Source organism: Fibrobacter succinogenes subsp. succinogenes S85, assembly GCF_000146505.1.
Taxonomy (GTDB): domain Bacteria; phylum Fibrobacterota; class Fibrobacteria; order Fibrobacterales; family Fibrobacteraceae; genus Fibrobacter; species Fibrobacter succinogenes.
The window spans coordinates 3507199-3528079 of record NC_017448.1 but is presented as its reverse complement, the minus strand read 5'-3'; the positions used below and the strand labels follow the sequence as shown (position 1 = coordinate 3528079).

Genomic DNA, 20881 nt, shown 5'->3' with positions numbered 1-20881 from the left:
TTCTAAATAAATAATAATTTACAGTTCTATGTACTTTCAGGCGTAAGTTCCGCGTAAGCATTCATTTTACAAATACCAACATTATCTATATTAGGAGCGCTTGAAGAGTATTCTATCAATATTCGCCATAAAAGCAGCCGTTGCGACGGCTGTCGTGGGCGCCGTGGCTGTCGGTGTCTGGTATGTTCATTTTGCCGTAGAAAATCTTCTATCCAGTCCGCACACGTTTGGTAATGTCACCATCACTCCTTACGGACACCGTCAGAACAACCTTCTGGACCAGTTTTACGATTCCATCAAGGTGGAACAAGGGCAATCTACCTACATGGTCAGGAACCCGCACCTGGACATAACGATCCTTGGCGAAAACAGGGGAATCGTCCTCGATGTCGGTGAAGTTTCTGCAAATTTCGTTCCGGATACAGCCACAAAGGCCGTGGCAAAAGACACCGCAAAAGCTCTTGAAGCAATTGAGTTCCCCGAAAAAGTCAGAATTCCGTTCCCCGTAAAGGTCAGCTTGGGGAAACTGGACTTTACCATGGGCGACATGGGCTGGAAAGCACAAAATATCCGCCTCCACAATACTGGACAAAAACAGGTTGCCCTTAGCGCCGACAATATCAAAGGCAGTTTCGTCAAGGATACGGCATCAATACAGCTAGACGCGGACTTCTCAGAAAAGAGCCTCGTCGTCAACGCCAATATCAAGACTCGTAACGACAACATCGCCCTCAACGCATCCGCCCCCAAAAACGACCTCACCCAGCTGAAGGCGTCGACAAACGTAAGCGTCAAGGATCCGCTCAAGTGGGTCCCCATGAAGCTTTCGAGTGCAATCCCTGCGGTAAGCAACCTGAATTTCAGCGGCAACGTTTCGACATCGCTTACCAAAAAAACGTTCCAGTACAACTTTACGCTCAAGACCCATATTGGCGAGTATTGGCCGTTCTTACCGCTCGATGCCATCATAAAGGTCTACGGCTCGCCCAAGCAGACCAACATCGAGTCCGTGTTCCGCAACAACGAAGGCGGGCATATCAACCTCGACGGCGTATTCAACGACAAGTTGGACTTTGATTTCTCGGGTGAAATCGCCAACATGAGTGCCATGTACGGCCCGCAGATGATGCCGATGGACATGGATATCCAATCCATCACCAAAACGGGTAGCGATATCGACGCTTCTATTGAAACGCGCGAAGGCTCAGTCGTCAGGGCTCACGTCAAGACGAAGGACAGCCTCAAGGTGTTCTTCGCGGCAAACCTTTCGGCCATGGAACCGTGGGCGCTAGACTGGGTCAGGGGCAATGTCGAAATCGGGAAGAATCCCAAAATCATAGGATCATTCCAGAACAACAAGTTGCGAGCCTACGTCAAGATAGACTCCATCATCAACGCGTACCATTTCAAGGCAGACTCGCTCCGAATGCAGCTAGTGCTCGACCTCGGCCGCAAATACATTGATTTTCCGAAGGCGACCATTTACACCCCCGACGAAGAGTTCAGCATTTCTGGCGATGTTGACTATCACGAACCGACGCTCCACACCTCCTGGCGCTTGAAGCAAAAGAACGGCGGTTCAGCAGAAACAATCGTACACGTAGGCGATTCGCTTCTCGTCTGGGCGCAGGCGGACCATGCCGAGATTTCGACCATTCCGTTCTCGGACATTGTCTTGAACGACAAACTGAAAGGCACAGTCTCAGGTACCATAGATTACAATCTTGATTCAAGAGTTGGCGAAGCGGAACTGGACATCGACGGAAACGTAGAACCGTTCATCCTCCACGGACACACCAAGATTCGCGAATACGGCGACACCATCATAGTCGATACGGCTGTCGTTACGCAAAACAGCAACAAGGTCGCCATGGAAGGCACCTTTGTACTGCCCAACGATTCGAACCCGGACTTTAAACCGACCGCCATGCTCCCCATCCAGGTGCTACACGCCTGGGCTTCGGCAGAGGACTTCAACTTGCCGATTCTACTGGAACCGCTTGGCGATACGACGCTTGCCTCGGGTAGCTTCAACGGTGAAATCGCATTCAACGAAGAAACCGGCATGCTAGGTAGCTTCGATTTCAAGGACCTGAATTTCAACAACATTCCGCCCGAAGTTCTCAAGATCCGGCAGATGAACCTATCGGCCAACAAGAACAAGATTGAACTCCTGACCAATTTTGAAATTTCTAATGGAGTCTGGACCGGCAACACGAACGTTGTCGTCGATGATATTTTTGATCCGAACAGACAAGTCCATCTCACCTACGAGAGCCCAAACGGTGGCCACATCATCGGCAACTGCACGCTCAATAACGACCTTGACTTGTTCGGTACCATCAAGCTTGGTGGCACATGGCTCATCCCGGAAACCCGCGCCGAAATCGAGAAGACAGACCTCAAAATCGACCTCCAGGCCAAACTGAGCGAAGGCTTGCCGGGCATTATGGCAAAACTCACTTCGGACTCGACCATTGTCCGTTACGGAACACTCCCGAACGCCTTCCCCATCCACGTCAGAGGCGAAATAAAAGAAGGCGTGCTTGAGATCAACGAGATTTCTACGCAGAACGAAATTGGTGACATGCTGTTTGCCTCTTTGCTTTACGACTTGCACACCATGCAACTCGAAGCAATCGACATCAGCACCGAGAAGTACACGCTTGAAATGGACAACCACACCGTCACCCTGCGCAACGTTACAAGTCACTTGGAAGATTCCGAAGACCAGATGTCCCTCGTTGCAAACATTCCGCTAGTCCAGTACAAATTCGATGACGAAACGTTCGGTACCGCAAACCTGATTGGCAAGAGCGACATTACGCTCAACATTCCGCATACGAAGGACAGGCAAATCAAGAACAAGAGCGTGAGCGGCAACTTCATCATCGACAAGCTCGTCTACCGCAAGGACTTGGATATTGAAATCACCCCAAGCTCGCTTGACAAGATTTTGACGTTGTTCAACAACGCCATTGCAAACCTCCGCAGCAAAGAAAAGACCGAAGCCAAGATTTCTGTTTCGAGCCCAATCGACCTGGCATTCCACATCAGCGATTCCCAGAAAGATTCCGTCGAAATCATCACGCCTTTTGCAGCATTTCCGCTCACGCTCGACATCTGGGTTCTCGGTACAACCAACAGACCTATCTTGCGTGGCGATGTGACCAACGCGGACAATGGATTCATCGGCGTGAAGACACTCTATGAGTTTGACCTCAACGCGTTCAACATTTCCTGGAACGACGTTCCGTGGCAGCATGGCATTATCGATGTGTCCAGTTCGCAGGAACTCCCCTATTGTACGGAGCAAGACGACAAGGATAAAGACACTTGCCCCATCAACTTTGATATTCAAGGAACAATCACGAACCCACAGCCTATCCCCAGCTCCAACTGCGGAACGGAATCGACCGCAGCTGATACCTACCGCAACATCTTCCTCGGATGCGTTGCTACCGAAGACGGCGTTACAGCAGACTGGAACAAGCTTGCCGGCAAAGCTATCGGCAAAGTCATTTCTTCTACAGCAAACAAGACTTTGGGCGGTGATTACATCGGCGATATTGACATGAAAGTTATGTTGTTTGACAACGGCTCCAGCAATGAAAAAGATTCCTCTTACGTCAAGGTCCCGATTTCACTGGATCGCTGGGTCAAGAACTTAAGCCTTATTTTCGGCTACACGCAGGACCAGAGCCAGAGCCCGACTTACGACCAGTCGCTACAGTTCGGTGCCACCTACATGTTGCCGGTATTCAAGGATAAGGAATATTCACACAAGAACCATCTTTCACCATCGCTATCTCTTAACGGCCTCCTGATTGCAAAGCAATACCAGTCCAATACAGCGACAAACGACAATGAAAACCGCATAGAGAAAAATATCGGTATCAACTACTCGTATAAATTCTGGAATCCCTGCATTTTAGGCATCGGCCACTGCGAAACAGTCCGCCCACCTAGAGCCATGCGACAGCCCAACGATCCTTCTGCAAACAGCCCCGCCGATTCTGTATCGACAAGCAAGACACCCGCCGACAGCACGTCTACGGAGAAAGCAAAATGATTTTACTGATTTGTGCATTATTGTTTTTTTCGGCCATTTCGTTTGCCGACAGCGGAGAAAAAAATCCATGGTCTGTCATCATCACGGGCAATAAGGTCTTCTCAAAATTCCAGCTGAATGAACAGCTCGACATTCCCGAAGAATTTGCCCAGCTGGATACAATCAAACAAGACTTCTTGATGCGACTTTCATCCGAAAACGTGCGTGCGCTCTACTACTCCCGCGGTTACTATAGCCTTGACCTAAAAATGGACATTGTACGAGAAGAGCTTTCAAACGGAAGCCAACAGCGCAACTATCATTTTACGGTCAGCGAAGGGGAATGCTACAAGTTCAACAATGCGCAAATCATTTCTGAAGGCGATGCCGAAATTCCTATTGACCTACAGACGCTGAAAATTTCAAAGCACCAGAACTACAATCAAGAAGATATTTCCGAAGACCTTCAGGAAATCCAGAAAGCGTACCGCAAGCAAGGTAACTTGCACGTTTATATTTCATCCGAAGAGCATGTCGATACAACGGCAAAGCAAGTCAACGTCATTATCAATGTGCGCCCAGGCCCAAAAGTTTTGATGGGAAACATGATCACCACAACACAGCGCGCCGTCAACAAGAACGAACGAAAGGCGGTTCCAGAACAAGGGCTTTCGGACACGGCATGGCTCTCATCGCTTTGGAGAATCCCCAAAGGTGAAATCATTGACGGTAACCAGTATTTCAACTTTAAAAGCAAGCTCTATTCAACCCAGCTCTTTACGCAAGTCAAGCTAAACGACGAACTGCGCGAAGACGGGCTTTCGGACGTTCATTTGGACGTGATTGAACGCGTGCCAGGTGAAGCCCGCTACGGATTTTTCTTTGAAGAAATTTATGGTTTTGGAGCGATGGCTTACGCCGACCACAAGAACTTCTTTGGAAAATTCCATGAATTTTCGACAAGCGTGCAAATTGCACAGAACAAGCAGGAAATCACGCTCGGTTACGCGAACCCGCTTTTCTTCGGAACCGCCTTCACGTTCATCCCGACAGCCATCCGCTTTGTGGACCGTCTCTCATTCAACCACGAAAAAATAAATCCGCCCGCCTACCCCGACAGCGTTGAAGAGCGATACGAAATAATCAACCGTGGTGACTTGACCTTCGGCATTACGGACCACATCAAATTCCGAGGCACGATTGATACACGATACGTGAACAAGAACGAAGACAAGCTTTTCAAGCTCAAAGGCGAAATTGCATTAGCGTTTGATTTCACCGACGACTACTTCAACCCGCAAAAGGGCTTGCGCCTCTCCCCGACGGTCGGACTTGGAACAAACTTTAGCAATAAATCCAACTTTGAAGATGGCCATATTTATACTTATGGTGAAGCTACAGCAAACATCTACATGCCTTTATTCTGGACATTCTATGGAGCATTGAGCGGAAGCGTCGGCAGATTTTTCAATACAGCCATTGAAGACGATGCTCGCGTATTTTACCAGGGTGGCTCACGTTCTGTACGCGGCTACCGTTTCCGGAGCATTTTTGCAAGCTACACGACTAGCGACACAACGACAGTCACAAATAAAGAAACAGGCAAAGATTCCTCTGTCGTGAAGGACAACATCCATACCGCGCTCACCCCGATGTATTTTCGAATCAACGAAGAACTCCGTTGGACATTCCCGTGGAAATCGCTAAGAGCATGGCAAATCGTGCAGTTCTTTGACTGGGCTAGAGTTATGGATGTCAAGGACAATACATACAAAGACGCCCAGGAAGGAAGCATAGGCCTTGGAATCCGTTACCATTGGCAGTTCCTGACGTTCCGTCTTGACTACGCCATTATTACAGGAGTAACAAGTTTGGACGAAAACAAGAAGAACTCCACCAAGTTCAAATGGGGACGTTTCGCGTTTGACTTGTCGCAGGCATTCTAAAATGGCTGCGCAGCAGCTGATAGAAGACCGCCGAAATTAGGAATTTACTGAATAATTGAACGATAAAGCTTTGAAAGGCTTGTGTGTTCAAGATTAACGTCTGCGGAGAAGCCAGCAGCATCAAGAGCAGCGCGGATTTGTTCAAGCGATACACCGGCAGCGTTTATCTTAAATGAAGTGCTGTCGGCACCGACATCAGCGACTCGCCCACTTTTCAATACCCGACCGCCATCAATAATGGCATAATCAGTCGCCCACTGGTCCATTTCAGCAAGCACATGCGAACAGACAATCGCCGTTCCGTTTTCTTCTTTGCGCCATTCATCAAGCAGTTGCCAAACCGTATCTCTTGAAATCGGGTCTAGATTTGCAACAGGCTCGTCAAGAATCAAAAGCTTCGGGCTATGCAAAAGCGCACGGACAATCTGCACCTTTTGGCGGTTTCCGAGAGAAAGCGTTTCTAAGCGCTTATCAAGGGGTGGCAACTTGAGGCGTCCAGCAAAAGACTTGCAACGTTCCAACATGGCACCGTTTTCGCGCCAATTCTCAACGTCAAAGCCATAAAAGCCCGTAAAATACTGAAGGTATTCCTTGATGGAAAGTTTCGGATAAACGCCCGGATTTTCGAGCAGCACACCGTACTTTTCGGCATTCAGGAATCCCGCAGAATTGCGCAGGGACTCATCAATTTTGACAGAGCCTTTGAATGCGCCCAGACGCCCGCAAAGCAAGCGCAACAAAGTCGTCTTGCCAGCGCCATTCGGGCCTATCAGCGCAAAAAAGCTCCCTTGCGGGATATTGAGAGAAATATTAGACAGAGCATCTGCCGTAGATTTCGGATAACGGAATGTTACCGAATCAAGTTCAATCACGCGCAGAATTCCTTGACGGCAGGAGTCGGATTTTTGATCAGCTTGAGGGCATCCTTAGAAGCCTTGACCGCTTCCATCTGCACCTTTTCGCTAGCACGCTGCAAGTACTGGATGCAACGCCAGTCCGTGCGGACGGCGGCGAGCTGCACCGGTTCAGTACGGCGTCGGATGCTCACGTATTCAAATGCATGGTAGTCCTGCTTGACTGCAGCCACAACAACAGCAGCCGTCGGAATTTCAATTTCCTGGATATACTTCCAATCGCGTTCCACAGCGGCGACGAGCACTTTTTCACCCGCATTGTGTACAAAATTCAATGCGTCCGGGCTCTGACGAACGGCCTCAGCCCAAAGTTCATCGGAGGCACCTTCAATCTTACGGACGATGCGCCAATCCTGCGACACGGCAACCTTGAGAAGGGCCGGGTTCGTGATAAACTTGAGCAAGTTCGGTTCAGCCTTGAATGCGGCAAGGAACTTGGTCTCGTCCATGGCATTCAGCGCCTGCTTTAAAGCTTCGCACGGACCACATTTCACGTAAAGTATGGCCTGCTCATTTTTTTCAAATGCAGCCTTTTGCACTGTTTCAGTCGGGTTCTGGATAAGACTGATGGCATACCAGTTCAGCTTAATCGCTTCAAGCTGCTGTTCTTCTGTGGGGTTTTCAATATTCTTGATTTCGGTCCAGGACTGCATAAAACCTCGTGTTTATGAAACAAAGATAGTTTTTAGACGAAAGACGAAAGACGAAAGACGAAAGTTTTGTAATAAAAACAGCCCACAAGCGAGTGTCGCAGCGGCAAACTTGTTTGCCGATATGACCGAGCGTAGCGGCGGACGCCATAGGCGTCAAAAGCCCTCGGGAGCGAGAGCTATTTATCATTGGTTATTTGTCATTAGTTATTAGTTGTTAGTTAATAGCCTTAGACTATTGCAAACGGACTTTCACGACGTGCGAGCCTTGCCCAGCCTCGCTGTAACGCATGACGTAAGCGCCTTTTCGGAGACCTGTTTTTACAAGATTCCAGGCTTCGCTTACAGAACCCGCCATTACATTCGCAGACTTGATTAGTTGGCCATTCAAATCAAACACCTGGTAACGCACCATCGCAGGGCCATGTTCAAACGCAATTTTTCGCGCGATATTCGTTGTCCCCGATTCATCCACGAACTTAATCCAGTCGATATTTATATAGTTTGTATTGATTGTAAGGCGGAGCGTTCGCTTGCCTGCTGCAAGTTCCAACTCGCCCGCTTCCACTTCGGAATACGTATTCCAATCGCCCTTTGACGGGATTTCCGTTTCAATCTTTTTATCACCTACAGAAACAGTCACGGAAGACGCTGTAGAATTACCCGTAGCGCCATTGATGACTACTTTGTACTTACCCGCCTTTTTCACATCGAGCGTGTATTCGAAATAATCGTCAGCACTCGTGTAGCCGAGCGCATAGCCAGAGCCACCCTTGACAATGCCGGCATCATCGCTGCGGTAACCTGTTTCGTCACTCTTGCCGTCGGCATCGCTGTAAGCGTAAGTATCGTAGTTTTCGGCTTCAACAGTTCCCGGAATTTCAATTGCGCCCTTGAATGGTTTGACTTCAATCGGTTCGCCAGAAACTTCAAGTTCAAGCGCCATGAATTCAATCGTGTAAGTACCATCGGAATTCGGCTTGACCTCTTTGCCCTTCTGGCTTACAGTCTTGCCCTGAGCTCCCTGAATCTTTACGCGAAGCGGCACGCTCTTTGGCATATGCGCATGCGGAGATGTCCACTTGACCGTAAATCCGTTCGCCGTATTTGTCGCAGTCGCCTTATCAATCGTGAAATGAGCGCGCAAGTAAGCGCCCACCGTAGAAAACGTCGCGACCCACAAATTCTTGCTAACCGCATATTCAATCAGCGTCTTGATGTCCGCCGTCGAAATCACATCCCAGTTGCCCGCAACACCGTGATTCAGCTGCACGTGCCACTTGCCACTCGCCGCCTGATCGAGGCTACTCTTGAAACTCGCGACATTGCTACTTGCCTGCCAGTAGTGCGAATCAATCTGCATCCAGTCCGGTTCGTTATCCCAGCCCGTAAGGCCGCCACCACCGCACCCGCGATTGATGAAATGTTCCTGGTTAATCGCATTCTTAACGGTCGCGTTCTGGGCGCAATAAGGCGTCGCCAAGGAAGTCGCTTCTAGCCCCATGCTACGGAGCTTTGTGGCAGCACCGCCAATTTCTGAATTGAGATCCGCACCCTGCGTCAAATTTTTGTGGTTGACCGTGTGGTTCCCGATTTCGTGGCCTTTCTTGGCATAATTCAAGTGCGGTTGCGAATTGGTCGAAAAATCCATCGTTCCCGTGCAAACAAAGAACGTCACCTTTACATCCATGTTATCCAAGAACGTAAGGTTGTTCGTCTGGGAATGGAGACCATCGTCAAACGTGAAAGTCGCCGCACCCGGATGACCATTCCAAGGAACCGTAGTGATCGGGCCAGCAAAAGTAGAAACAGCAAGCGAAAATGCCGCGCAAAGGGAAGTTTTAAAACATTCCATACATATCTCCCATACATTTTTCTATGCATGAAAATACCCTCTTTTAAGGTAAAGAGAACAAACTACGTTACAAAAAACATTGACAAAATGCTAAAAGCACCCTGAATTGCAAAACGCAGGCTCTTTCGAGTCTGCGCATTTGGAGTCTGTGGGTGTTGTATATGCTTCAATTTCAAAGACTATTTTTATGAGACAACGTGCCACCTTTACGGCGTACGCCCATCAATTTATCCCGAACCTGGTGTATATTTTTTTTCCCGTTCACGATAACCTTGATTTCAAGGCGTTCGATATAAACTCCGGTGCCCACTAAACGGCCATTATTAGAGCGCATATTCCAAGCTAGGAAAATTCTTCCCTTGTTTTTTAAGCAACCTTCTTCTCCATATAAATCACGATCCGAACATTTAATTGAACTGGAATAATCTCCAACAAATTCTCCCAAGTGACTGAAATACCGCGTATGGTAATAAAGTTCAACATCATCACCCGAAATTACAGTTTTTTCGCCACTGCGATATTCACCGATATTGAATTCATTTACATCGCCATTTTTTATGGCATCAATCAGTTCTTGGCTTACACCGGCTTGCAAAAGTTCTCTATCCATTTTTCCTTGTCGAATTGCATCGAACAAGTCTGCCTGCGTTACAGATAAAATTTCATCTATCGCAATGGTGGTATCGCGGCTCGCATCAACATTCGCTTCGACCATCGTCGCGATAAGCGCCTGGTCTTCCGGTCGAACTATTAATTTATAATTACCCTCGTTTATAGCTCCGTCTAAAATCCCGTTGACCGTCTCTTCGCTAAACCCGTAAGACGTATCCACAACTACTGTACGGATGTCGTTAAAAAGTTGCACAAGAGCTTCTTCTTCGCTGATGCTTGTAACGGTGGTGTCGTAGTGGACCGTATTATCAATTCGAGATTCAATAAACGCATCAAGATGATTCACTGCAGTCTGAGTCTGTTCAATCATAACTTTCGAGACATCGAAATCGACAAGACTTCCCTGAACGCCAAGAGAATCCCCTATTTCCTGAGCATTCTGCGCTGTGTTAGGAATAAGCAGAGCCTGTGTAACGGAATCCTTCTTGATGATATCATAAGGATCTTCGCCAATCAGTACCACATTGGGACTTTCAAGAGAAAGTTCCTGATCCCCGGCTATGACAACCCAAGGGTTCTCTTTATGGGCCTTATTTTGTGCAAGGTCCGTAACAATTCCATCAACGGTAAAACGAACGCGATCACCACTAGTCGGGAGCACCGCATCTTTTGCAGTCGCCTCGTAAATGAGCAACATGGTTTTATCAGCCCCTCCTTGCAGCATCGGATTTTCAGGAGTACGATTTTCTCCTGAACGTACACAGAGGAAATCGAACATTTGTACAAAATTCTTTTTGGATTCATCGGACACGGTTTCGCTGAAAGTAAGCAAGAGCATTACATTTCCATTATTATTTTTTGATTTTACAGCCGTAAGAATAACAGGCCCGACCCCATCAGCAATGGGTTCATTTTCCATATAGAAGCGACCAGTCTTTCCTTTGTCTTCATAGGTAAACCAATTGTTTAAACTTCCGACATAAACGTCCGAGGTGCCCCCTGTAAAGACCTTGCTTCCAAAGCCGCACACATCCCCAGAGCAATTTTGCGGAGTCAAGTTTTCAGCCGTAATTACAATATCATTTTCATTGACAATCGTAAACTTGGAGGTCGTATTAAACGATTCCCCAAAAGTAAACTGGATAGAATCGAGTTTGCTCTTTTGCTTGAGAGATTTATCAAAATGCACATACAAACTATCGGCACGACCATCACCGTTTCGGTCAATCGCAATGGCATTTGACACACGGGGAACCGGCGGAGCCGCAAACACAAGGTCCGTCCACACGGACACACCTGCAGCAGCACCCTTCGCCGTAAGCGTCACGCCCGACACAGGCGCATTAGCACGGACAAAGAATGTTGCTTTTCCATTTGCATCCAAATTCACAGCATTGATTTTATTTCCGTCCACAGTATCCAAAATATCAATATTCACATCGGAGAATGATAGATTTATCTTTCGATTGTAATTGTTGACCTTCGCCCATTCTTCAAAGAAGGCAATATTCACTTGATAGGTCGCATACGCCCATTCGCCAATTTGCACCGTATCGCCAGAAACATTTTTCCCGAGAATAGTCCAATCCGTCTTCATAAAAGCAACGCTTGGCACCGCATAAGAGGGAACCGTAATTTCAACTTTAGTCTTTTGGCTGGGATCAGCCTTCAACGTAATTTCCAAGAAGTAATGACCAGGAGCAAGGGCAACATTCGACACAATCGCCGCCGAGTCAATGTAGAATGTTGAATCGCTTGTAATTACGATGCCTTCGTAATGCGTTCCGACATCAAGAATTTCAGGTTCTGCAAGATTTCCGCCGGTGAGCGTAAACGTAGAGACGCCTCCAATCGTATCCAGTTCCGTTGAATTTGCATCGTAATTGCAAGACAGCTTATTTTTCTTATTGATTTGCCAAATTTCAAAACGCTTTCCTTCATCGCGATTATCAGACGTCAAGAAAATCGACGCATCCACATGCAAGTCAATGGAGGTGCGCATGCGGAAATTCGAGGAACCCGTATGGCGTTCAACGTAAAAGATGTGGAAATCATAAGTCTTTCCAGGAACAAGCTTGTTCCCAGTATTTTGACCAATCGTATCGAGATCCACGGCACCCGCCACTTGGGCGTGCTGGCCACCGATATCTACAGCCAATCGATTATCAATAAACACCCAAACGTCATCGTCTCCATAAAAATCAAAATACTGCCCTGGAACATATTCAAAGGTCGCCTGAATTTTTGCAGTATAGCCAAAATTATGCTTGCCGATTTTTGTTCCCTTAAGTTGGTCAAAATAAGGATTCGGAACGGTCTTTGCATCATCGAGATATTCAAAATCATCCAGTAGGAACATGCCATCTGAATTCTTTTCGTTGCCTTCCGATATGCGGTCTTTCGACACTTCTGCAAGCCAAAATCCATCATCGTCCAAAGAAACATAAAGGTCGCGGCAAGTCATATTGGTGTACTCGTTACCCGCAGAATCCATGCCGATAACCTGTGGCAAGAACCAGCTATCCAAATGATCCGTAATCTTGCAGTTTTCCGGGAACGGATTTGCACGAACAGGAACGCCGTTTGGACCGAGATTGTATTCGACCATGCCCGTCACAGCCTTCGATTTGCCAGAGCATCCACCCGACCCAAAATCAGCGCTCACACCGTTTGCCGGGTCGCCATTTTTACCGCTACCGTCTCCATCGCCCTTAGTTCCATGAAGCCAGTCGTAAACAGTCACAGGAATTTTCTTTAGCGGGCAATCGCCAAGAACGCCAGGATATTTCGAAAATAGCGCGGGCACATCCGTCTTGTAGCCTTGAACCCAAATCGTATCCGAAAGGGCCGCCACAGAATCAAGCGCAATTTCAGTCGCCATAGTCGGTTCCGTCGAGACCAAGCCTTCGGCGCCGACATAATTAAATCCGACGGTCTGTTTAAAGTAAACCTTGAAATCGCTTTCAGGGGCATCTACCGTAGCCTTGAACCACCCGCAGTAATTTTCAAGCGAAGTCATGGTGGCTACAGAATCGCCGCCCATATAAAGGACAGCATTCGTATTCGACCACGGAGTAAAGAAAGCAATTGTTTTTTGTTGGCCGCTTGCAAAAGCAGCCGTAATGCCTAGAAACAGCCCTAACACATATTTTTTCAACATCCCGACACCTTTTTTGGGGATAAATCTAAAACGGGAAGCGTACAAAATCACACAAAAAAAAGGGCGAGCTTTGCAAAGTGTCCTCTACAGACAACACTTGTTTGGATTCTATCGCCACTGCGTGGCTCCAGAATGACAACAGCAGTGTCCAGCAGCAATTCCTAACCACTGTCTACTTGTACATTCACTTCGTTCAAGTACCAATAGTGTGCAAGGTTATGACGCAACTGAATACTTGTATTCAGATATGGCATAACCGCAGCCACGAACGCCAACGGCGTTAAATGCTGGTCTCGGTCATGTCCAAACAAGTTTGGCCGCCCCCGGATGACCGTTCCAAGGAACCGTTGTAATCGGGCCAGCGAACACAGATGTCGCAGAAACAGCAAGCGAAAACGCCGCGCAAAGAGAAGTTTTAAAACATTCCATACAATATCTCCCGTATGGAATATATGCTTATTTTGCAAAATTAGGCGTTTTTACGCTAGGTTAATCGTTGACAAAATGAGAATTTAGTCTTTAACACAACGGATGGAAATGGCTTTGTCCTTTTCGAGCCCCCATCGAGCCCCCTCACTATTATGTTTTTGCAGCCCCACATAGCGAGCATTATACCAATCACGTTCTGTAGAGCTCCAAAAATACGCTTCGGTACTATCGCCATAGAAACCGCCAATAAAATCCCTGTGCCCCGCAGGAAGAGCCGAAAAGCCGAATAAATCCGTGCCATTTCCACTGTTAAAACTCCAACCCGATACAGACTTGAGTTTTGTTCCAATAGAATCGTCTGCCATCGCAAACAACCTATTCCATTCACTAGCATCAGGAATATGCCATCCGTTAAAGCAAATTCCACGCACTGGGTACGTTGGTGAACATTTCTTGCCATAACCGCAGCCTTCGCCATTTTCACTGAATACGCTGGCACTATCCATTGCTGCCGCCCAAGTATAAAGTCGTCCGTATTTAGAGCAATATTTATCGTTATTGTCATAACAATAGCTATCGTCAGTTTTGTAGTTGAGGTTTTCCGCCATCCAAATCTGATTGTCTATTTTCACCGTTTTGTACGTTTGTCCATCACGCAAATCTTTAAGCGTTTCCGCCTTCGCATCATAGACACAATCTTCATTAACTTTTTTTGCGGACTCACTTGGTTTAGGTTTTACAGAGCTACTTGATTTTGCGGAACTGCTACAGGATTTTTCATAAGATGATAGAGAGGAACCCGTGTCATCAACGGGATTCACAGACGAGTCGCTTTCACCGCACGCGGCAAAGAAAAACATTGCGATAGACAAAATAAGAGCATAAATATTATTCATTCCAACACTCACTACAAATGAAGTTTTTTTGTCCGCAATATACAAAACAAGCTATTCAAAAAACACAAAAGCCCTCGGTTTTTAACCGAGGGCAAATTCTTTAGTAGGAAGCGCAGCGGTTATTCCCTAACCACCAACCACTAATTACTTATAAAGCGGGTGTTTCTTGCAGAGAGCGACGATGTCTTCGCGGATCTTGGCGAGAGCGGCATCGTCATCCTTAGCCTGGATAGCGCGGTCGATGATGCGGGCCACTTCGCGGGTGTCTTCTTCATCGAAGCCACGGGTCGTGATAGCGGCAGTACCGAGACGAACACCAGACGGATCCATCGGCTTGCGCGGATCGAACGGAATCGTGGAACGGCTGCAGGAGATGCCGACCTTTTCCATAGCGACTTCAGCTTCCTTACCGGAAACGCCCTTAGAAGTCATGTCGACAACGATGAGGTGGTTGTCGGTGCCATCGCTGATGACCTTGTAGCCGAGCTTCTGCATTTCAGCGCACATAGCCTGAGCATTCTTGATGACGTTCTTGGCGTAGGTCTGGAATTCCGGCTGCAAAGCTTCGAGGAATGCAACGGCCTTACCGGCGTTGATGTGGTCATGCGGACCACCCTGCATGCCCGGGAACACGCCCTTGTCGATTTCCTTGGCGAGGGAAACTTCCTTGAGTTCGCCCTTCACCATCTTCTGGATCGTGCGGTCCTTGCACATGATGATAGCGGAACGCGGGCCACGGAGAGTCTTGTGGGTCGTGGTCGTCACGATGTCGAAGTACGGCACCGGAGATTCGATTGCCTTACCGGCGATGAGGCCAGCAATGTGAGAAATGTCAGCCATCGTGAGAGCGCCAACTTCGTCTGCGATTTCCTTGAAGCGCTTCCAGTCGAGGTTACGGCTGTAAGCAGAGAAACCAGCGAGGATCATCTTCGGCTTTTCGCGGAGAGCAATTTCGCGGACCTTGTCCATATCGATGCGACCCGTTTCCTTATCGACTTCGTACTGCACGAAGTTGTAGAGCATACCGGAGAAGTTCACCGGATGGCCGTGAGAAAGGTGTCCACCGTGGTCGAGCTTGAGGCCGAGGACCTTGTCACCCGGTTTGAGAACGGCGAAGTAGACAGCAGCGTTAGCCGGAGAACCGGAAAGCGGCTGGATGTTCACGTGGTCGCAACCAAAGAGCTTCTTGCAACGATCGATAGCGAGAGCTTCCATTTCGTCGATAACTTCGTTACCACCGTAGTAGCGCTTGCCAACGTAACCTTCACTGTACTTGTTCGTGAGAACAGAACCCATGGCTTCCATCACAGCCTTGGAAGTGTAGTTTTCAGAAGCGATAAGTTCGATACCATATTCCTGGCGTTCGGCTTCCTTCTGGATGATGTTATAGATTTCCGGATCGGTCTGTTGCAATGTAGATTTAAGCATTATAGCTCCTTTAAAGTTCGCACCGCAAATATAGCAATTTAGTAGGAAGTTAGAAGTAGGAAGTAGGAAGTAACGCCAACATTTTACCGAGGACCGGCTTCATTCTTGATGCTAGCGGCAAGTTCTGCATCCGAGATTTCCACTAACACTGTATAATCCAATTCATAGCCATTGGCATCGCCAGCGAGTTCCTCGCCTCCAAGGCCAAACATATTCCCGTCCATTTTAACAAAGCCAAGCGTTGATTCGTCCGGCGTACCGTCTTCGTTTTCAAGGCGGTACACAGCAACCGGCGTTTCGATGTTGAACGCATTGTTTGAGATGTAGCAGGACGCAGAATCGGTGCACTCAATTCCGGCCTGTTTTACATCGTAAAAGAAATTGTTGTACGCATGCAATTTGCCATGACGTGCAAGCACACCGCGAGCTTCCATGTTCGCAAAGTAGTTGTGGTGCATCGTAAGCGTCTGAGCAGTATCCACAAAGATATCCGGTTCAAGACCAAACAGAATGCCGGTCTGCGCATTTTCAAAACGATTCCACGAGAGCGTCACCGCATACGAACTGCGCTTGATATCCACCTCGATGAGCGGGTATTCTTCGAACGTGCAATGATCCACCCAAACGTGATGCGTGCGGTTGTGGATCGAGAGAGCACGACGGCTCGTCGTATCCCGTGCCGTAATTGCTGGTGCGGTAAAGGTCAAATTCTCGAAAATGAGATTTGAGGATTCCTGAGTCAAAATGCCCATGCCCGTAATGCGCACATCGCGGCCACGGCCATCCACAGTTTTATCAGACTTTATGCGCAATGGCGAACGCAAATTGTACGTTCCATTTTTTTCAAAGAGAATCCAGACTGGAGTATCCTTCTCGGCGCATTCACGGAAAGAGCCCTGGGACAAGGCGACCTTAGTTCCGTAATTTCCCAACGAATCCACTTTTGAAGAATCCACCACGTCAATCAAATCATCCGTTGTCGTAACAATGCAAATTTCGCCTTCGGCCTTTTCAATTTTCCCCGTGCTATCGGTACGGCCAGAAGCTCCGAGCGTCCCTGTGGCATAGCCTTGGAGCTGTTTTAGCAAAGCATCGTGTACGCTCCAGTCGCTTTCGGGATATTCCGTTGCCGTCGATGTTTTTGACTTCACCACTTTAATAGTCGATGAAGTGTCGGAACCATCCACAAACAAAGTGTCCCCCGCATTGGATTGCACCACTGTTGAATGGACTTCTTCAGGTTCACCAATTTGCACATCAAAACTCCCCTGCGGAAGCGAATCAATCACAAAATGGCCCGTACTATCAGGAACAACGTAGCGATCAATGCCCGCCACGCGAACGACAGGCGATGCCCCAAGCAGCACAAAGCCTTCGATAGACGAAAGCTCGCCAAGCTTGATGGTATCAACTTTGGAATCCGATTTGGCAAGAGCTACTGAATGCACAGCACCCGAAGCCTCAGACTTATTCACGTTACGTGCTTCAATGGTATAGCGGCCGTTACGGACTTCAAACGAGACTTGCCCATCCTCATCTGTTTCGTTCCAAGCATTTTCCGCAGGGCCGCTAGAAAGGTAATCGTCCGGCAAAATGCGAACACGCGCCGTAGACGCAGGCGTTCCATCAGCCATTTGAACATACAAAGCAATAGTCGATTCGGCTTCGGTGCCACCAGCCACTTTGCCATCATCGCCACAAGCCACAAGGCCAAAAGAAATCACGCCAAGCAAAGCCAACAAGCGCATTTGAGCAACCGTCATCCAACTAGTTTTCATGATTGCCCCCTTGAACTTCGGCAGGTTCGCGAGATTCATCCGTGATTTCACGAGAAGCATTCTGTATTTCGGCACCGCGAATGCGGCGTTTGCGCCCACGCCTCTGCGGTGGCGGATACGGGTCCGAAAGCGGAAAAAGCTGCATGCCGAGCTGGAAAACGCGATTCGGCTTTTGACACGCACCTACTTTAGCAAGCACTTCGCGACGGAAGCGGCGCACCATTTCCACAAGTTCTTTATAAGTCGCTTCGTCACAGCCAAACGCAAGCGTCGAAAGATTGCGTTCACCGCGATCAAAGCGGTCCATCGCCGTTTGCGCCACGTCCAGATTCTGTTGGATGTAAGCGTTCACCGCCGTATTGTACGATTCAAAGCCACTCGAAACAAGACCTTGCGTTTGTTCATAAAATCCTGTTTGCTCGTTTTTCTTGATCATCGACAAGCGTTCCAAAAGCGCAATCGAAGACTTGACCTGGCTTGCAGAAATCGGCGGGCGCACCATAAGGCCCAAGGCGGCATCGTCACCCACATACGGGTAAAAAGTCACAAGTTCACGGACAACCGCATGGTACCAATGGTCAAAATATTCAAACTGGTCCTTCGCCAAGTTTTCCACCTTGCATTCCTTGGACGCGACAAGCTTTTCCAAGAACTGGCGACTTTCAGTATGCGTTTTCGCCTGGTTAAAAGCGACCATGTTTGCAAAGTACGCTTTTTCGCGTTCGTCACTGCAAAAGATAGACGCAAAAACATCGACAATGCGGTCGGTCAGGTTTCGCTTGCCCTGCAAGATCTTATTGAACATCGATGAATCGAAGCCCGCTTTTTCGGCAATAAAACGATGGCTAAAACGCCAATCGCTTGCATGGCGCTCTTCGTAGGCGTCTTTCAAAAATTCGCGGTAATTCAGATATTCAAAAATATTGATCATTAGGCTATAAACTATGAGGTCGGGGGTTCGCCCCTTTGAGGTCTGAACTTGTGATTGTCATGCCCGATTTAATCGGACATCTCCTTTTATTAGAAAGAGTTACTAATAGTAATATACATTATTGTCCACAGTTTTGCAAATTTTATGTCCACATTATGTTATAAAAAATGTGTTATTTTTTTTGAAAAATCTAAAAAAGTTCATTTTTTACGTGAAAAATATCGAATTATCAGATTTTCTCACGTAAAAATTCAGACAAACTTATTAAAAATTCAGCAAAAAGTATCTTTCGCCACCTTTTAGACAGTGTTTTAAGCTTTAAAAGCTCAAAATTTTTCATTTTAAAGCAAAAATCCGCATTCAAGCGGATTTTAACTACATACAACATCAAAATTTTACGTGAATATCAAGCTTATTTTGAAGATATTCACGTAATATCCAACGAAAAATGGAATTTTCGTTTTTAATAGCGGAAGTAGTTGCCTTTGGGGAGGTTTCGCAAATCCGACTGATTGCGAACATTTTGCACTTTTTGGCCAAGCGCATTGACCGTGATGCCTTTGGCTCGCGGCTTTGTCGCAAGTTTTGTCGGAACAATCGAAACAGGTCCCTGCTGATTTTCGCGAGCGGCCTTGCAACCAGTACGATAAACATCCTTCATATCAAACGCAATCATGTCGATATTCGGGCCGCCATCTGCCGTCGCCGACTGTAAAATCACTTTGAAGTCCAAGGCATCCACCCAGACGTTGTCGATATAGACCGTATCCCACTTGTCCCAGCTTCCGGTGGACTTGAATGTCACATCGTAGGTGCCATTATCTACCGTAACCTTCATATCGCGATTAGCGCTTCCCGAAAACGAATAGCGGATCATCACACGGGCCTTTTCAGCAGACTGGTCCGAAGTCACCATGTACGTGGCCTTGCTGTAGGCAGAATTATCAAGATTGAAGAAACCGCCGCCAGTATAGCCTTCATGATTCTTTTCAGTCCAGCCATCTCCAAATTCAGGTTCCGCCATGTCAATCACTGACGGCCAAGCATCCGTACCAGCCTTGAGCGAGCACAGAGCTTCGTCAAGTTCCTTGACTTCCACTTCACCGCTTGAACTGCTCGAACCGCCACCAGGACCTTCTTCGTAAGAATCTTCCGAAGCATGAGAAATCGGCGTGCAAGCGGCACCGCCCTTGAACATCGCCGTGTATGTGATGTCACGGGCCTTCGTCTTGAAGCCGTAATAAATCATGTTCTTCGAGAGCTCGTTGCAGTCATCATCGACCCACTTTTCAAACGTCTGGCCATTCGGCGTCACGCGGAGCGTCATCGGGGAACCCGCCGGGAAATACTGCGTCTGCGTAATGAGGCCGTTGTAATTCGAGAGGTTCGTCTTGACCTTGATGGTATAACGCTTCTTAATTGCAGACACAAGCGTCGTAAGCGCAGCCTTTGCATCGGCAGAGAGGTTCGTGTTGGACTTGAGATTATCTGCAAGCTCTTCGCAAATCATCTGGGCGTGGCCCATCGAGCCCATTTCCTGGAAGTGCGTCGTACCATCGTTCACACCATCAGGGAAATTCGGGTATTCACCCTTTTCCAGCTTTTTGTAGAGATAGCGGGTCACATAATCGCCCATACCTTTGTACGTATTGTTATACGTGTTGTACGACTTCATGTTCAAATCGACAAACGGAATCTTGTTGTTCTTGGCAACCGTCTGCATCATGCCGCGGGCATCGTAGTTGTTAGAGCCCGTCGAGAACACGTTGCGGCTACCGTTCAAGTTCATCGGAGAGACGAGGACGACATTGGCGCCCTTGCCCTTGCCAGCATCGACATACTGTTGGATGAATCCAGAGAACTTCGACGGTTCCACATAACGTGCGGCCTTTGAATAGTCGCGGTCATTATGGCCAAATTGCACAAAGAGGTAGTCGCCCTTTTGGAGCTTTCCCTTGACCTCGTCCAAGCGGCCTTCTTCGATGAACGTTCTAGAGCTACGGCCACCGATTGCATAGTTAAGGACTTTCACACGGGAGGCGTCAAAGAAATGCCCAAGCACCTGGCCCCAGCCCGTTTGCGGATAGACGTTATCCTTATACGTCTGCACGGTCGAATCGCCCACCACGTAAATCGAAAAACTGGTGGAATCGCTTACAGCGACACCTGTGAAAACAGCGGCAGCAAGAAGATATTTGAATACTCGTTTCATAGTAGTAAGCACCAGTTGA

General features: G+C 47.8%; 12 protein-coding genes. 2 read left to right on the top strand and 10 right to left on the bottom strand.

Annotated features, from left to right (window positions below):
* Positions 1-100 precede the first annotated feature (100 nt).
* Together FSU_RS14490 and FSU_RS14485 are read left to right on the top strand one after the other, a co-directional pair.
* Entirely contained in the window at positions 101-4072 is a 3972-nt protein-coding gene (locus tag FSU_RS14490; protein WP_014547099.1) for a hypothetical protein, read from the top strand.
* Positions 4069-5997 (top strand): BamA/OMP85 family outer membrane protein, encoded by a 1929-nt coding sequence (locus FSU_RS14485; protein WP_014547098.1) that lies wholly within the window; start codon positions 4069-4071, stop codon positions 5995-5997. The genes FSU_RS14490 and FSU_RS14485 overlap by 4 nt, the downstream gene beginning before the upstream one ends.
* Positions 5998-6041: 44 nt before the next feature.
* Here the strand turns inward: FSU_RS14485 and FSU_RS14480 are convergent, their stop codons facing one another.
* From FSU_RS14480 to FSU_RS14440, 10 genes are all read right to left on the bottom strand, one after another.
* Positions 6042-6869: an ABC transporter ATP-binding protein gene (locus FSU_RS14480; protein ID WP_014547097.1), complete on the bottom strand. Its 828-nt coding sequence runs from the start codon at positions 6867-6869 to the stop codon at positions 6042-6044.
* Complete coding sequence (locus tag FSU_RS14475; protein WP_014547096.1) at positions 6866-7564, bottom strand: hypothetical protein; 699 nt, start codon at positions 7562-7564, stop codon at positions 6866-6868. The genes FSU_RS14480 and FSU_RS14475 overlap by 4 nt, the downstream gene beginning before the upstream one ends.
* Before the next feature lie 232 nt (positions 7565-7796).
* Positions 7797-9416 (bottom strand): carbohydrate-binding protein, encoded by a 1620-nt coding sequence (locus tag FSU_RS16000; RefSeq protein WP_015732319.1) that lies wholly within the window; start codon positions 9414-9416, stop codon positions 7797-7799.
* Between the two features lie 172 nt (positions 9417-9588).
* A complete protein-coding gene (locus FSU_RS14465) occupies positions 9589-13188 on the bottom strand; it encodes a fibro-slime domain-containing protein (RefSeq protein WP_015732318.1) in 3600 nt (1199 codons plus the stop codon).
* Between the two features lie 297 nt (positions 13189-13485).
* Entirely contained in the window at positions 13486-13617 is a 132-nt protein-coding gene (locus FSU_RS16700) for a hypothetical protein (RefSeq protein ID WP_014547094.1), read from the bottom strand.
* An 83-nt stretch (positions 13618-13700) separates the two neighbouring features.
* Positions 13701-14513: a fibrobacter succinogenes major paralogous domain-containing protein gene (locus tag FSU_RS14460; RefSeq protein WP_015732317.1), complete on the bottom strand. Its 813-nt coding sequence runs from the start codon at positions 14511-14513 to the stop codon at positions 13701-13703.
* Positions 14514-14657: 144 nt separating this feature from the next.
* Complete coding sequence (locus tag FSU_RS14455; RefSeq protein ID WP_014547092.1) at positions 14658-15941, bottom strand: serine hydroxymethyltransferase; 1284 nt, start codon at positions 15939-15941, stop codon at positions 14658-14660.
* Positions 15942-16024: 83 nt separating this feature from the next.
* On the bottom strand, positions 16025-17719 hold the full coding sequence (locus tag FSU_RS14450; protein WP_015732316.1) for a pectate lyase family protein: 1695 nt from the start codon (positions 17717-17719) through the stop codon (positions 16025-16027).
* Complete coding sequence (locus FSU_RS14445) at positions 17709-18650, bottom strand: TIGR02147 family protein (RefSeq protein WP_014547091.1); 942 nt, start codon at positions 18648-18650, stop codon at positions 17709-17711. Before FSU_RS14445 ends, FSU_RS14450 begins: the two co-directional genes overlap by 11 nt.
* A gap of 463 nt (positions 18651-19113) precedes the next feature.
* The gene (locus FSU_RS14440) at positions 19114-20862 is read right to left on the bottom strand and encodes a GDSL-type esterase/lipase family protein (RefSeq protein WP_015732315.1); all 1749 of its coding nucleotides are present in this window, start codon (positions 20860-20862) and stop codon (positions 19114-19116) included.
* Positions 20863-20881: the final 19 nt, after the last annotated feature.